Raw genomic sequence first — 14,263 nt, 5'->3', positions numbered from 1 at the left:
GAAAAGATCACTCAATGAATCGCGAACTTTTTGGAGCTTCTTTTACGGTGATATGAACTGATTTTGTTCCGTATTTCCTCTAACTTGATGGGGGATGATGGAACCATGGCAAGGGGCACGAGATACACGACCGAGTTCAGGGCGAAGGCCGTGAGGCTGCCGTCGGAGTCAAGGACGTCGTATTCGTCGGGCGAACGAGATACTGACGACGGCGTCGGCTTCCTTCGCGGCGAGGCCCGACCCGACACGGCCCTGATGGCCGCGTACATCGACGAACACGCCGCGTACTCCACTCGTCCACCCCAAGAGCACATGAAACAAGACCATCTACGATCGCATACGAGCACTCGCTTCCCAAAGAACACGTCACCCGTCGATATCAACATGTACCTTCTTCAGCCTGCCACCCAATGTCTACGAGGACAACCACTCGCCCCCTACAATAGTTAGTTGACGACATCCCACATTGTACAGTTGAGATGCCAACTATATACATATACATCTCCACGATTACTCGGCACCAGCCGACGATATGCCGACGGTATTGTCTCGCCATCTAACTGCGAAGCACATCCCACCTTTTGTTCTATGAATACGTAGCACACCGCTTGCTTCGACTTCGCTGTCAACCGCCAGACATAGTAACCACCGTAGAACGGCTCAATGTATACCATACACTCATATTTTATCAGAGTTAACGAAATACGAGCTGGTTTATGCACAGCCTCATGCTCCAGCCCATCATCCCGATCAAGTGAATAGTAGGCTTTATGGCGGTATGTACACAGCCGGTAGTCAGCCTCCTTGCGGTCAAATTCTTTGAACATTTCAGCAACTTCATCCGATACTTCCATAAAGCAATCCGACGTATAAAACGGATAATAGTCCCGCAGATTGATAATAGCCATATTGACCTCCGTTTCGGTTGGTGGTTGACGAGCGACCGAAACGAAGGCGGCGGGGAGCGGCACCGGGGGAATGACTTCGGGCCAACATGACCCGAAGCTACCCCATAAGAACGCAGAAGCGCCCGGGCGGCACAAGGCCACTCGGACGCATGAAATGACATAATAGTTAAGGTTCCAACAAATTCCGCATACATAGCCGGAATAACCCGGAGGCGGAGCTATGCTTTTTTAACTGGTGCAGGCTATGCGGACTACAAAAAAAAATCAAACTGGCATGGCGGCATCCTCCCATTGCTGCCATGCCAATTTGCAAGGGGTAGGGTCTTCGTGAACCTTCAGACAAAAAGAAGCGGCGGCTCTAAAAAGCCGCCGCAGGGTGGACAAGCGTTTCAGAGTGCTGCTGTACGACGGCTTTTTCTTTTGCCATCGTCCGGCAGATCAAAATATGAAACTATAATTCATTGATGGTTGCAGTAATCGACATACTGCGAATTCGCTTTGCCGGAGTATATACAGCTGCGATTGCCGCAATCGAGACAAACAGAAGAATAACGCCCAAAGAGGTAGTTGGGAACTGCCATACAGCAGATGGAAAATGCTCCGCAATAAGGAAATCATACAGCGATTTGCTAAGCGGCAAGCCAATAGCACAACCAACAACACACCCCAGAACAGCATAAGTGAATGCTTCACAAGCAATCATTTTTGCCATCTGCCGTTCATCCATTCCCACTGCCCGCATAGCCCCGTACTGCTTCATTCTGGCAGACACACTCATGGAAATGCTATTGACAATGTTCATTACTGTTACCAGTGCAATTATTGCCAGAAATGCATAAACACAGAAAACAAAAGCCATATAAGTTCCCATAGTGCGTTCGTCGCGTTTATCTCGGAAGCTATATGTTTGATCTACGGAATTCTGGATTGCCTGAACATTCTCGTCCGTAACATCTCCCGTTGTCTGTATCTGCACAAGAGAATAACCTTCCTCTCCTGTCAAACGGACAAATGTCTCATCAGAGGTAATCAATGTGAGCTTCCCATTTGTCAATCCATTCTCACTGAATGGGTCGTTCTTTAACAGTCCGGCTATGGTAAGAGTTTTATCCTCAATCTGAACAGTGTCACCGATTTTCCATGTGCTGTCCTGATCGGATGTTGCCAAAACAAAATTGCTGTCCCCAGAAACTTTGGACAGATCACTTCCCCTTTTCAAAGCACTGTCTTCTTTCAGACATTGTAAATCAAAATCGTCATAAGAAATCAGATCGACCGTGCCAGAGAAGTTGGCGTCGTCGTTTAGTTTGGCAGAAACATCAGACACATTACGCCGCCCGTAAACTTCCTTCACTCCATCCATTCCGCGGATGGATGTAAGCAGTTCGCGAGGGATCGTATTACCGCCAGCACTTGCAATATCTATATCTGATGTGGCAGCCGACTGAGGAATCAGGCAATCCACAAAATTGACCATAACAGAGAAGCTCAGAAACAGGATGATGCTAAGTGCAAAAGAACCTGTCATCAGGAATAAATTTTTCTTCCCGGAGATTGCATGCCTGACACCAAGAAGGAATTCAATCTTTCCGAAGCCTGCATACGGCGAATGACGCATTGTCTTTTCGTGACCTGCATTTCCAGACACCGCCGTGATGGGAGATACCTTCGCAGCATGTTTTGCCGGAGCATTTGCGGCAATCAGTACAGTAATCAGTCCCACAAAGATACCGCCAGCAATACCAAAGATACTAATGCCAAAGAGGGGAATATCAGAAAATTCTTCTTTGACTACAAAACGCAGTACCGCGCAGAGTCCCCATGTAGCAACAACCCCTGAAACAAGACCGATAGGGATAGCTGTCTTGCACCAGTTCAATGCCTCCAAGCGGACAAAGCGGATGATCTGCTGCTTACTCATACCAATGCAGCGCATCATTCCGAAAAATTGGATTCTCTGTGCAACGCTGCTGTTCATACTACTGGAAATCATCAGAACGCCGGCAATCAAAATCAGCAGGAACAGAACAACCGCGACAGAAAGAAGGGTTTGCCCCATGGAACTGCCGAGCAAGTCGCCAATAGAGAAACTTCCATGCTTACCAACCAATCGGGCCTGTTCCATCCGGAAACCCATTTCTGCCATACTGAATACTGCTGTTACCATAAACACAGCAAACACAATGCAAAGCAGCGTCATACGATTTTGACGGCGGTGAACTTTAGCGGAGATGGGAATGAGACTAAGATAGCTTTTCATTCACGACACCCCCCGAAATCCGTCAGTACACCATCGGATACCCTTAAAACACGGTCTGCGGTCTGGGCGATGCTTCTGCTATGTGTAATCATAACAATGGTCTGCTCATATTTTCTGGATGCTTCTTTCAGCAGCGCAATGACTTCGCTTGTGTTCTGCGTATCCAGATTGCCGGTCGGCTCGTCTGCCAAGATCAGAGAGGGACGTGTAATCAAGGCGCGTCCAATAGCGACACGCTGCTGCTGGCCGCCAGAAAGTTGGCTGGGAAGATGGTTCCTCCGTGCGGTCAGGTTCAGTACCGCCAGCAATTCTTCCAGATACTTCTTATTGGGTTCTTGGTAATCCAGCAGCACCGGGAAAATGATATTCTGTTCTACCGTCAGCTCCGGGATCAGGTTGAAGCTCTGAAAAATGAAGCCAATATTTCTACGACGAAATACCGTCAAGTTGCGGTCTTTCATAGAGAAAATGTCTTTGCCGTCAATAAACACCTTGCCGGAAGTCGGAGTATCCAATGCACCGATCATGTTCAGCAACGTGCTCTTGCCGGAACCAGATTCACCAACTATGGCAACAAATTCACCTTTCGGAACAGAAAAGGTTGCACCTTTTAAAGCATGGACAGTGGCCTCGCCGTTTCCGTAGGTTTTTGATAGGTTTTGCACCTCTAATAAGTTCATTGTTCTAATACCTCTTTCTATTTTGGCATAGAAAAAGTACCATACGAATCCTACTGCAAGATGACACTCACCCTACAATTTTGTAGGAATCAGAAAATTGATCGTGAACGTCGTTCCTACGCCCAATTCGCTGTCTACTTCTATTGTTCCGCTGTGGGCTTCAATAATCGCTTCTGCAAGCGGAAGCCCCAAGCCAACACCCTGTGTGTCTTTTGAAAAACGGCTGCGGTAAAACCGCTTGAAGATATGGGGAAGATCTTCCGGGTGGATACCACTTCCATCATCTTTTACTACAACCTGCACCATTGATGTAAACTCACGCCACGAAACTTGAATGGTACTTCCTGCTTTCGTATGATCCAGAGCATTTTTTATGATGTTGCCGATTGCCTCCATAAACCAATGCGCGTCACAGATCAGCATGACAGTATCTTGTCCAGCAAAATTCAAATTTATTTCCCGCTGCTGCGCCTGAAATGCAAATCGCCTTTGGATTTGCGCCATCATATCATCAACATAGTGTTCGCTTTTTCTCAGAACAATCGTCCCGGCATCCAACTTCGTAATCGTGAGAAGATTTTGGACAAGGACTTCTATTCGGTCAAGTTCTTGTTCAGAAAGATCAGTAAATTCCTTAATCGCCGGAGAACTAGCAGTTTCTTCTTGCAGAAGTCCATTGTATATATTCAGAGCCGCAAGAGGCATCTTTAATTGGTGGGATATGTTCGATATGGTGTCTTTCAAGAAAATCTGGGTCTTCGGAATATATAGTGGAATTACTTTCTTAATAGTTTAAAAACAACTGGTGTTTAAATCGGATTTTCTGGTGGGATGTTAGGAAAATCAATAGTATTATATAAAAGTATCAATCACATACGAGTGATACTTTGGGAAAAAAATAAAATAGTCCAATTTACTTGACCGTGTACTATGGTACATGGTTTATAATATTCAGGGGGTGAAATAAGATGATTTATCGCATTAGTGAGTTTGCAGATAAATGTGGAGTTAATAAAGAAACGATCAGATATTACGAGCGAAAAAATTTATTACAAGAACCTCACCGAACGGAAGCTGGTTATCGGATATATTCATATGATGACGTTAAGCGTGTTGGGGTTATTAAACGAATACAGGAACTTGGTTTCTCTTTAAGCGAGATTTATAAATTACTTGGTGTTGTAGATAAAGATGAAGTTCGTTGTCAAGATATGTTCGAATTTGTTTCTAAAAAACAAAAGGAAGTGCAAAAACAAATAGAGGATTTAAAACGAATTGAAACTATGTTAGACGACTTAAAACAACGATGTCCAGATGAAAAGAAATTACATTCGTGTCCAATAATAGAAACATTATAACATGAGAGATTAATTAACGAAAGGAGCTTTTTTATGAATAAATTTAAGGTAAACATTTCAGGAATGACTTGTACGGGTTGTGAAAAACACGTAGAATCAGCACTTGAAAAGATAGGTGCTAAAAATATTGAGTCTAGTTATCGTCGTGGTGAAGCAGTATTTGAACTGCCCGATGATATTGAGGTTGAAAGTGCAATAAAGGCGATTGATGAAGCAAATTACCAAGCCGGAGAAATTGAAGAAGTATCATCACTAGAAAACGTGGCGTTAATTAATGAAGACAATTATGACCTTCTTATTATTGGTTCTGGTGCTGCTGCCTTTTCTTCGGCAATTAAAGCTATAGAATACGGTGCAAAAGTTGGAATGATTGAGCGTGGAACGGTTGGGGGAACCTGTGTGAATATTGGCTGTGTTCCGTCAAAAACTCTTCTTAGGGCAGGGGAAATCAATCATTTATCAAAAGACAATCCGTTTATAGGTTTACAAACATCCGCTGGAGAAGTGGATTTAGCTAGTTTAATCACGCAAAAGGATAAATTGGTGAGCGAACTTCGGAATCAAAAATATATGGATTTAATTGATGAATATAATTTTGATTTAATTAAAGGTGAAGCAAAATTCGTTGATGCTAGTACGGTTGAGGTCAATGGGACAAAGTTATCTGCAAAACGCTTTTTAATTGCAACAGGTGCATCGCCTTCGTTGCCCCAAATTTCAGGACTTGAAAAAATGGACTATTTAACTAGTACAACACTTCTTGAGTTAAAGAAAATACCAAAACGATTAACTGTAATTGGTTCAGGATACATTGGAATGGAGCTTGGACAACTATTTCATCATTTAGGTTCAGAAATAACGCTTATGCAAAGAAGTGAGCGACTTTTAAAGGAGTATGATCCTGAGATTTCAGAGTCAGTTGAAAAAGCGTTAATTGAACAGGGTATAAACCTTGTCAAAGGGGCGACTTTTGAGCGTGTTGAACAAAGTGGAGAGATAAAAAGGGTTTACGTAACAGTAAATGGCAGTAGAGAAGTCATTGAATCAGATCAGTTACTTGTTGCCACTGGAAGAAAACCAAATACGGATTCTTTAAATTTAAGTGCAGCAGGTGTTGAAACTGGAAAAGATAATGAAATCCTGATCAATGATTTTGGTCAAACAAGTAATGAAAAGATTTATGCAGCAGGAGATGTGACTTTAGGACCACAATTTGTATATGTAGCAGCCTATGAAGGTGGAATTATTACTGATAATGCTATTGGTGGATTAAACAAAAAAATAGATTTATCGGTAGTTCCTGCTGTTACGTTTACGAATCCGACGGTTGCAACGGTTGGTTTAACAGAAGAACAAGCAAAAGAGAAAGGGTATGATGTGAAGACATCTGTATTACCTTTAGATGCTGTTCCAAGAGCAATTGTAAACCGTGAAACAACCGGTGTATTTAAACTAGTAGCAGATGCAGAAACACTAAAAGTATTAGGGGTTCATATTGTATCTGAAAATGCAGGAGATGTCATCTATGCAGCATCATTAGCTGTTAAATTTGGCTTAACGATAGAAGATTTAACAGAAACCCTAGCACCATATTTAACAATGGCTGAAGGGCTAAAATTAGTTGCACTTACGTTCGATAAAGATATTTCGAAATTATCTTGTTGTGCAGGCTAAGGGAACTTTTTTACAACTCCCTATTCAAGTGAACCAGCTAATGCTTTAAGGGATTTTCTAAGTGCATTTGTGGTCACAAAAATAATTTAACACTGATGATTTCGACATCAAATCTATAATTGATACCTTAACACCGCAGAGTAATAAAGGATGAATAATATGTCAGACTTATTATCCCTACCAGACATTAAAACAATAGAACCGCCACAAGAAAATGAAACCGATATGATGTTTAAAGTTGAAGCAGTCGGACCACCTGAACGTTGTCCTAAATGTGGTTTTGACAAGTTGTACAAACACAGTTCAAGAAATCAACTAATTATGGATTTGCCCATTCGTTTAAAGCGAGTGGGCTTACAATTGAACCGTAGACGATACAAGTGTCGTGAATGCGGATCTACCTTCTGGGAACGCCTAATATCTGTAGATGAAAAGCGTAGTATGACCAAAAGGCTTTTAAAGTCCATTCAAGAGCAATCCATGTCTAAGACCTTTGTAGAAGTCGCAGAAAGCGTTGGTGTTGACGAGAAAACCATTAGGAACGTTTTTAAGGACTATGTGGCACTCAAAGAACGTGAATACCAGTTTGAAACTCCTAAGTGGCTTGGGATAGACGAGATACATATTATCCGTAGACCTCGGCTTGTATTGACTAATATTGAACGCAGGACTATTTATGACATCAAGCCTAACCGTAACAAGGAAACAGTCATCCAACGTCTTTCAGAAATCAGTGACAGGACTTACATTGAGTACGTCACAATGGATATGTGGAAGCCCTACAAAGACGCAGTGAACACTATCCTTCCACAAGCTAAAGTTGTCGTAGATAAGTTTCATGTAGTTAGAATGGCTAATCAAGCCTTAGATAACGTCAGAAAGTCTTTGAAAGCCCATATGAGCCAAAAAGAAAGACGTACCCTTATGCGTGAAAGGTTTATCCTTCTAAAGCGTAAACACGATCTAAATGAACGTGAATCATTCCTCTTAGATACTTGGTTAGGTAATCTTCCTGCTTTAAAAGAAGCCTATGAACTCAAAGAAGAGTTTTACTGGATATGGGATACTCCTGATCCAGATGAAGGTCATCTTCGTTATAGTCAATGGAGACACCGTTGTATGTCCAGCAACTCTAAAGACGCATATAAAGACCTCGTGAGAGCCGTAGACAACTGGCATGTTGAAATATTCAACTACTTTGATAAAAGGCTCACTAATGCTTATACGGAGTCAATTAACAGCATTATTAGGCAGGTAGAGCGAATGGGTAGAGGTTACTCGTTTGATGCCTTACGAGCCAAAATCCTTTTCAATGAGAAGCTCCATAAAAAGCGTAAGCCACGATTTAATTCAAGTGCTTTCAATAAAGCTATGTTATACGATACTTTCAATTGGCATGAAGTGAATGATCACGACATTACAGACAACTTAGGTGTCGATTTTTCCACACTTATTAAGAATTTGGAGAAGGGTGATTTATAAGCCCTTTTCCACCATAAAATCCGAATACCCGAAAATCTTTGCGTTTCCCTCATTCTCTGCATGAGCATTTAAGATCGCGACCAAAGCATTTACTTCATGGAACAACCGATATAATTCGCCCTCGTCATTACAGTCGATCCGTGCATCGTGATTGCCGGAAATATATCTCCGTATCTGTGTCACGGCGTTTTCCATGATCTGCTCCTGCTTTCTAAAATAGAAATACAAAGAGATAAAGATCAAAGCTCCCATGCAAATTGCAGACACCAATACATACAGTGCTGCAAACTTCCATTGCAGACTGACCGCAGCAACGGAGAATGACGAGAAACCAACGACAATCAACAGGATACAGATGAAAAGCTGTTTGATTTTTCGGTTTGCCAGTATTCGCATAGCACACCTCATTCCGTCTTATTCCATTTGTAACCAAAACGCCGAACAGTGACGATCTTCTGTGGATTGCCGGGATCATCCTCAATTTTTATGCGTAATCTTCGGATATATACCGTCAGGGTGCTGTTGTCAATATAGTCTTCCTCACAATCCCAAAGCCTGCTCAAAATTTGCTCCGATGACAGGACAATGTTTGGGTTCTCCATAAACAGACACAGCAATTTATATTCACTGGCCGTCAAGTCGATCAGAACACCATCTTTGTAAACTTCATGCTCTAGTAGTTGTATTCTTATTCCATTTGAACTCAATTCTGTATCAGTCTGATTGAAGTTCTCACTTCTGCGAAGCAGAGCATTGACCTTTGACAGAAATACCGCCAATTTGAAAGGCTTTGTAATATAATCGTCGCCTCCTATGTCAAGGCCCATAATAATATCCGTCTCTTCATCTGCTGCGGTCAGAAAGATAATCGGCACCTTTGAATTCTGACGAATCTTCTTACATAAATCACAGCCGGAACCATCTGGCAGAGATACATCCAATATAACTAAATCATATTTCCCATTCATCCACAGATTTTCCGCTTCTGAACTTGTCCGGGCAATATCAATCTCATATCCCTGTTTCTTAATTGCAAAGGATAATCCATTGATTAGGCTCAAATCATCTTCGACATAGAAGATTCGTTTCATGTATTATCACCATCCATAGATTTATCTGCTTTACATCGTTTATCCAACGGTTTTTCTGCATCTTTGGGAACCAGCCAGACGCCGGCCATCTTCACAGCGCCGGGAATACGGCCACCGGCGCAATAGTAGTTTACCCGTCGAGGCGTTACACCCCATTTCTCACTTGCCTCTTTCAAAGTCATATAATTCATAGCGCACCTCCATCTGTTCTACTGTAGTTCTTTTGCTCGAACAATATCAATCACCTGCAAACCGTACAATGTGCGTGAATCCTCCCACTGGAAAAACATCGTGATGCGCGCCAAGTCAGAGGGAAAATATCCTTCGATATTTCCGATCAGTTGGTAACGGGCGATCCGGCCTGCTTGGGTTGCCTGATCTGCCACCTTATCCGCCATGACCAATGCGCCATCGCATTCCTGCTCGGCAATCACATTGACGCGTTCGAGACAATGCTGAAGTGATACCTGATGTGAACTGTGAGCATGAACAGCTGAGCTCAATCATTACTGTCAAACCGGTCAAGTTCAGGCTCGATGTCACACTGTCTTTGACCCTGCGATGCAGTACTCGCCTTGGATACAAATCTGCAGTCCTGCCATGCTGCGTCCTGAAATATCCATAGATAGCCACCTCCCGAATCCTCCAGGTTTAGGAGATGTCGTCACCTCGTTTGATTTCATGCGCCGATGGGTGAGAATACGAAGCGTGAATTCAAAACGTGGTCAGGCCACAACGTTTGATGTGCTGTTGCCACTGGTCAGGTCTGGGCAGCGTAATCAATCCCTTCAACGTCAATGCCGGCAGCGGCCTTCCCCAGATTCTCCTTACCCCTGAGCATCGTGTTGGAGGTGCCCCCCCAAGCAGGCCTCCGCGGATGCCCAACAGCACAGCGACAACGACCAGCGCCGCGTATCCCAGTACGCCCACGTGCGCACATGCAGCAGCGGTCAGGAAGATAACGAACCCCGTGGCGCCGAAGATTGTCATGAGCCTACGCCGATCCACGCTGTCCTGGAGCAGACCGCCCGGTAGCTCCAGCGCGCCACGAACGAACCCGATGGCAGAATCAATAAGTGTGGCCAGAGCCGGCGATTCAGTGATCGACAGCGCGATGATCGGCAGGCTGAAGTCCTGGATGCTGTTTGACAGCGATGTGCATGTGCCCGCCACTAACCATTGGCCGTAATCCGTGCCCCTCCATAACGACACTGGCTTCGTCGCAGCGCCATCCTTTGCCATCAGCGAATCCTCTCTCATGCATTTGCATGCTCTTGTGCTGTTCTTATCAGCTATCTTCTTCCTCCAACCACGGAGGACGCCTTCAACTGCCCCAAACAGGAAGGAACGGCTCGCATGATCGTATCCCCTCTAAATCACAGACGTTAAAGCTCATGGTTCGACATCTGTGCAGAAGATACGGTATTCTCTAATATTGGAAGAGTTAAGGCACAGATGGCTTAGCCTTCATATTGACATACGAGAAGAGGTCAAGATGAATATTCGACGTATGCAGCGGGCGATTGTCATCTTGCTGATACCTCTTGCACTTGTAGGTTGCTCCTCGACTGAGAACAAGCAGTATGGAGGGCAACCTGCAAGTGCGTTAAGTAATCGGACCGCGCAAACGGTGCGGGTCGAGACCGGCGACATCGTTCCCACGCGTTCTTTGAAAACGCAGGTCGGCGCTGGCGTTGATTTCGCCGTGCTGGCGAACAAAGTCGGCGTCTTCGTCCCGTCGGTGGAATCCGGCCAGCGGGTCGAGCAAGGGACTGTGTTGGGAAGTGTCGAAGACCGGCAATTGGTTTCCCCCGTGGGCGCGACCGTCGTGAGCGTGATCGCTGCGCGAACGACCGTCCCCGCCAACTATCCGGTCGTGACCCTGCGTTTCGACGGCTTCGGCCTGACCGGGGATCTATCCAATCTCGTGGCAACCGTCGGCAACGCTCCTTTCGCCGGGAAATTCCAGGTCACGGATGGCGTCGGCCCGACGGACTGCTCGGGCGTCGTGCCATTGGCCTCGGACGCATCCTCCGGAGCGGAGGGACAGTCCTCCACGATTTCGGTCTCCGATTCCTACGCCTGCCTCATTCCCACCGATTCCTTGGTGAGGGCGGGACAGTCGGCGATACTGGTCGTGACGGCACAGGCACGCAACGACGTCGCGTCGCTGCCGGTCACCGCCGTGGCCGGCAGACTGCAGAAGGGACAGGTCCGCCGTCCCGACGGCACGGTTGTCGACGTCGGCCTGGGCGCCACGGACGGCGCCCACATCGAAATCACCTCGGGACTGAAGGCGGGAGACGCCGTGTCGGCCACTCCTCCCGATCTGGATCCGCAATCCAAGTAGGGCGGCACCGCATGTCTGAATCAACGAAGCCGCTCGTGGCCCTGCAGGGAGTGTCGGCCGTCGTGACCCTGGGCAACAAGGACAGGCTCACGACGGTGAACGACGTCTCCCTGGAGCTGTTCGCCGGCATGACATACTCGATAGTGGGCAAGTCGGGAGCCGGCAAGACCAGCCTGATAAGCATCATCGGGATGCTGAACACGCAGTTCAGCGGCCGTTACCTGTACAAAGGCCAAGACGTCGGCGCGTTGTCCGACAGGCGGCTCTCGTTCATGAGGGCCGGGCACATCGGCTTCGTGTTCCAGAACTATTCGCTGATCGGTCATCTATCGGCGCTCGAAAACGTCGAGCTGGCATTGTGGTACGGCCAGCATGCCCGCCGTCCCCGCGCCACGGGCGCTTCCGCCTCGGCCCGCAGGCGCAGGTGCCTTGCCGCGCTCGCTTCGGTCGGTCTCAGGGACAAGGCGAGGGAACTGCCGAAAAGACTCTCGGGCGGCGAACAGCAACGGGTCGCGATCGCCCGCGCCCTGGTCAACCAGCCCGAGCTTCTCATCTGCGACGAGCCGACCGGAGCACTCGACACCAAGACCAGCGGCGAGGTGCTTTCGGTGCTGCGGGACGCAGTGCGCGAGCATGCCACGACCTTGCTGCTCGTCACCCATGACGATGATCTCGCCGCCACCTGCGACATCACGTACACCATGTCCGGAGGCGAGCTCCATGCTCCGTCAATTGATTAAGGATCTACGGCTCGCCCCCTTGCGATCCGTACTCACCGGTCTGTCGATGCTCATAGGGATCGTGGCGGTCATACTCGCCGTCCTCGCGGGAACCATCGGCAAGGACTACCTGGTGGCGATCAACGAACAACTCTACGGGCGCACCCCGCTGGTCACCGTTTCCATGAACAGCCCGAGACTGAGCGACGCGGATGATTTCTCGCGCCTCGCCGACGCAATCGCGGCCAAGAACCATGAGACGGCGATCGTCCTCAACCTCGATACCGACATCACGTTCTCTCCCGGAACGCAGTCAAACGGAGGCATCAAGGGAGACGTCGTGGCGACCACTCCCGGATATTCGAGCATCTACAACCTTCCGATGAAATCCGGACGCTGGTACGCCGGCGGCGAACGATCGACCGCATCGATCGTCGTCAATCTCGCCGCGGAGCAGAACCTTCCCAAGGACTCCACCGCATACGCGAAGACAAACCAAACCACGATCGCGACCCCGTTCACCGTGACCGGCGTCGTCAACGACGGACGCACGGACCCGACCATCTACGTCAACGCCCAAGCGCTGACCCAATACATGAGGATCGTTTCGCGAAGCGCTACCATCCTCTGGCTGGATTTCCCGCAACTCGGCAAGCAACGGGTCAGGACCGTTGTCGAGGACATCCTGTTCGACTCCATAGGAGGCTCCGTGTCCGGCGTTCAGACAATCGACAACGCGCAAAGCTACGAATCGGTGATCGCGGTCATGCAAATCGCGTTCGGCGTCTGCGCCATCCTGCTGCTCTTCGTCTCGGCCATCGGCATCGTCAACATCGGCCTGGCGTCATTGGAATCCAGAACACGCGAGCTCCTCGTCAGACGCGCGCTCGGCGCCACGCGGGCATCCCTCATAGGCCTGGTGATCGGAAGCCAGCTCATCATCGGTCTTTCGGTGTCGCTATTGGCCGTCGCCATATCGGCATGCGCGGTAGGCGCGCTCCCGGCGTTCCTGCCGTCATACTCGCCTCTGCAGCCCCCTGCGTTCCCCGTCGCCGCCGCCATCGCAGCCGTCTCGGCGGCGCTGGCGACCTCGATCATCGGGAGCCTCGTCCCCGCCATACGCGCGGCCAGGCTCCAACCGGCACTGGCATTGCGGTAGTCCAAACACCACACACATCACCAACAAGGAGATGCAACCAAGATGAAATCCACCCTCACAAACGCAGGCAAGAAAGCGCTGGCGACGGCATGCGTCGGCATCCTCGCCCTGAGCCTCGCCAGCTGCTCCAACGGCGACGTCTCGAATGCGGGCGACTCCAGGAAAATCGTCGGCTACGACGAGATCAACAAGGAATACCGGGAATCCATCGGCAAACTCTCCTGGCCCCAGGACTACACCCCGCCTGAATCCATGCCGTCGGATTCCGGCACGTCCTTCCAACAAGGATGGGGAGACACCCAGGCATCCAATCTCTTCCAGTGCGCGTGGGAGAAGGAATGGCTCAACACCTATTCCTCTCAACCGGAACGCAGCGAAGAAGCGCTCAAGGAACTGGAGAAAGTCCCCGAGATGGGATTCATGAGCCCTGACCGAGCCGATGACGCGACCCGACGATTCTTCAAAGACAACATCGACAAAGCCAAACTCGGCGATCCCTCCGGCATCCAACAAGACGTCACCGCAAACTGTCCAGCATCCTAAGACCCTAAAATAACTAAGAAGGCTATTCGCTGTTTGTGG

At 47.9% G+C, this 14,263-nt stretch carries 16 protein-coding genes; 7 read left to right on the top strand and 9 right to left on the bottom strand.

What is annotated here, in order from left to right; translation table 11 throughout:
- Positions 1-446: 446 nt before the first annotated feature.
- The 4 genes from MMB48_RS02425 to MMB48_RS02410 all read right to left on the bottom strand — a co-directional run bounded on the left by MMB48_RS02425 (position 447) and on the right by MMB48_RS02410 (position 4,592).
- Positions 447-908, bottom strand: a complete 462-nt coding sequence (locus MMB48_RS02425) for a hypothetical protein (RefSeq protein WP_230581161.1) — start codon at positions 906-908, stop codon at positions 447-449.
- A gap of 451 nt (positions 909-1,359) precedes the next feature.
- On the bottom strand, positions 1,360-3,168 hold the full coding sequence (locus MMB48_RS02420; RefSeq protein WP_032743553.1) for an ABC transporter permease: 1,809 nt from the start codon (positions 3,166-3,168) through the stop codon (positions 1,360-1,362).
- Complete coding sequence (locus tag MMB48_RS02415) at positions 3,165-3,848, bottom strand: ABC transporter ATP-binding protein (RefSeq protein ID WP_032743554.1); 684 nt, start codon at positions 3,846-3,848, stop codon at positions 3,165-3,167. Before MMB48_RS02415 ends, MMB48_RS02420 begins: the two co-directional genes overlap by 4 nt.
- Before the next feature lie 72 nt (positions 3,849-3,920).
- Positions 3,921-4,592: a sensor histidine kinase gene (locus MMB48_RS02410; protein WP_217906304.1), complete on the bottom strand. Its 672-nt coding sequence runs from the start codon at positions 4,590-4,592 to the stop codon at positions 3,921-3,923.
- A gap of 224 nt (positions 4,593-4,816) precedes the next feature.
- On the opposite strand from MMB48_RS02410, the gene merR reads away from it, so the two are divergent.
- The 3 genes from merR (at position 4,817) to MMB48_RS02395 (ending at position 8,362) form a co-directional block, all read left to right on the top strand.
- Positions 4,817-5,206: an Hg(II)-responsive transcriptional regulator gene (merR, locus tag MMB48_RS02405; protein ID WP_080714099.1), complete on the top strand. Its 390-nt coding sequence runs from the start codon at positions 4,817-4,819 to the stop codon at positions 5,204-5,206.
- 33 nt (positions 5,207-5,239) lie between these two features.
- Positions 5,240-6,880, top strand: a complete 1,641-nt coding sequence (gene merA / locus MMB48_RS02400) for a mercury(II) reductase (protein WP_080714717.1) — start codon at positions 5,240-5,242, stop codon at positions 6,878-6,880.
- Between the two features lie 159 nt (positions 6,881-7,039).
- Positions 7,040-8,362, top strand: coding sequence for an ISL3 family transposase (locus MMB48_RS02395; protein ID WP_032743809.1), 1,323 nt, complete (start codon positions 7,040-7,042; stop codon positions 8,360-8,362).
- On the opposite strand, the gene MMB48_RS02390 is transcribed toward MMB48_RS02395, so the two are convergent.
- The 5 genes from MMB48_RS02390 to MMB48_RS02370 all read right to left on the bottom strand — a co-directional run bounded on the left by MMB48_RS02390 (position 8,357) and on the right by MMB48_RS02370 (position 10,695).
- Positions 8,357-8,758, bottom strand: a complete 402-nt coding sequence (locus tag MMB48_RS02390; protein WP_050496258.1) for a hypothetical protein — start codon at positions 8,756-8,758, stop codon at positions 8,357-8,359. The genes MMB48_RS02395 and MMB48_RS02390 overlap by 6 nt on opposite strands.
- Before the next feature lie 8 nt (positions 8,759-8,766).
- On the bottom strand, positions 8,767-9,453 hold the full coding sequence (locus tag MMB48_RS02385) for a response regulator transcription factor (RefSeq protein WP_032744308.1): 687 nt from the start codon (positions 9,451-9,453) through the stop codon (positions 8,767-8,769).
- Positions 9,450-9,644, bottom strand: coding sequence for a helix-turn-helix domain-containing protein (locus MMB48_RS02380; RefSeq protein ID WP_080714777.1), 195 nt, complete (start codon positions 9,642-9,644; stop codon positions 9,450-9,452). Before MMB48_RS02380 ends, MMB48_RS02385 begins: the two co-directional genes overlap by 4 nt.
- Before the next feature lie 18 nt (positions 9,645-9,662).
- A complete protein-coding gene (locus MMB48_RS02375) occupies positions 9,663-9,887 on the bottom strand; it encodes a hypothetical protein (protein ID WP_129558969.1) in 225 nt (74 codons plus the stop codon).
- A 280-nt stretch (positions 9,888-10,167) separates the two neighbouring features.
- Positions 10,168-10,695, bottom strand: a complete 528-nt coding sequence (locus tag MMB48_RS02370) for a hypothetical protein (RefSeq protein WP_032744310.1) — start codon at positions 10,693-10,695, stop codon at positions 10,168-10,170.
- A gap of 427 nt (positions 10,696-11,122) precedes the next feature.
- Here MMB48_RS02370 and MMB48_RS02365 point away from each other — a divergent pair, with 427 nt between their 5' ends.
- The 4 genes from MMB48_RS02365 to MMB48_RS02350 are packed head-to-tail and all read left to right on the top strand — an operon-like array spanning position 11,123 to position 14,224.
- On the top strand, positions 11,123-11,803 hold the full coding sequence (locus MMB48_RS02365; protein WP_136527106.1) for a hypothetical protein: 681 nt from the start codon (positions 11,123-11,125) through the stop codon (positions 11,801-11,803).
- Between the two features lie 11 nt (positions 11,804-11,814).
- A complete protein-coding gene (locus MMB48_RS02360) occupies positions 11,815-12,543 on the top strand; it encodes an ABC transporter ATP-binding protein (protein WP_032744311.1) in 729 nt (242 codons plus the stop codon).
- Positions 12,524-13,681 (top strand): ABC transporter permease, encoded by a 1,158-nt coding sequence (locus tag MMB48_RS02355; RefSeq protein WP_032744312.1) that lies wholly within the window; start codon positions 12,524-12,526, stop codon positions 13,679-13,681. The genes MMB48_RS02360 and MMB48_RS02355 overlap by 20 nt, the downstream gene beginning before the upstream one ends.
- Positions 13,682-13,723: 42 nt before the next feature.
- The gene (locus MMB48_RS02350) at positions 13,724-14,224 is read left to right on the top strand and encodes a hypothetical protein (protein WP_032744313.1); all 501 of its coding nucleotides are present in this window, start codon (positions 13,724-13,726) and stop codon (positions 14,222-14,224) included.
- Positions 14,225-14,263: the final 39 nt, after the last annotated feature.

It is taken from the genome of Bifidobacterium sp. FKU (assembly GCF_026016385.1).
GTDB lineage: Bacteria > Actinomycetota > Actinomycetes > Actinomycetales > Bifidobacteriaceae > Bifidobacterium > Bifidobacterium infantis.
This window is presented reverse-complemented; position numbering and strand designations above follow the sequence as displayed.

Excerpts from the sequence above, each read along its gene's own strand:
- MMB48_RS02370 (WP_032744310.1), bottom strand. The coding sequence starts at position 10,695 with ATGGCAAAGGATGGCGCTGCGACGAAGCCAGTGTCGTTATGGAGGGGC.
- MMB48_RS02390 (WP_050496258.1), bottom strand. The coding sequence starts at position 8,758 with ATGCGAATACTGGCAAACCGAAAAATCAAACAGCTTTTCATCTGTATC.
- merA (WP_080714717.1), top strand. The coding sequence starts at position 5,240 with ATGAATAAATTTAAGGTAAACATTTCAGGAATGACTTGTACGGGTTGT.
- MMB48_RS02360 (WP_032744311.1), top strand. The coding sequence starts at position 11,815 with ATGTCTGAATCAACGAAGCCGCTCGTGGCCCTGCAGGGAGTGTCGGCC.
- MMB48_RS02380 (WP_080714777.1), bottom strand. The coding sequence starts at position 9,644 with ATGAATTATATGACTTTGAAAGAGGCAAGTGAGAAATGGGGTGTAACG.
- MMB48_RS02350 (WP_032744313.1), top strand. The coding sequence starts at position 13,724 with ATGAAATCCACCCTCACAAACGCAGGCAAGAAAGCGCTGGCGACGGCA.
- MMB48_RS02415 (WP_032743554.1), bottom strand. The coding sequence starts at position 3,848 with ATGAACTTATTAGAGGTGCAAAACCTATCAAAAACCTACGGAAACGGC.
- merR (WP_080714099.1), top strand. The coding sequence starts at position 4,817 with ATGATTTATCGCATTAGTGAGTTTGCAGATAAATGTGGAGTTAATAAA.
- MMB48_RS02385 (WP_032744308.1), bottom strand. The coding sequence starts at position 9,453 with ATGAAACGAATCTTCTATGTCGAAGATGATTTGAGCCTAATCAATGGA.
- MMB48_RS02420 (WP_032743553.1), bottom strand. The coding sequence starts at position 3,168 with ATGAAAAGCTATCTTAGTCTCATTCCCATCTCCGCTAAAGTTCACCGC.
- MMB48_RS02355 (WP_032744312.1), top strand. The coding sequence starts at position 12,524 with ATGCTCCGTCAATTGATTAAGGATCTACGGCTCGCCCCCTTGCGATCC.
- MMB48_RS02395 (WP_032743809.1), top strand. The coding sequence starts at position 7,040 with ATGTCAGACTTATTATCCCTACCAGACATTAAAACAATAGAACCGCCA.
- MMB48_RS02425 (WP_230581161.1), bottom strand. The coding sequence starts at position 908 with ATGGCTATTATCAATCTGCGGGACTATTATCCGTTTTATACGTCGGAT.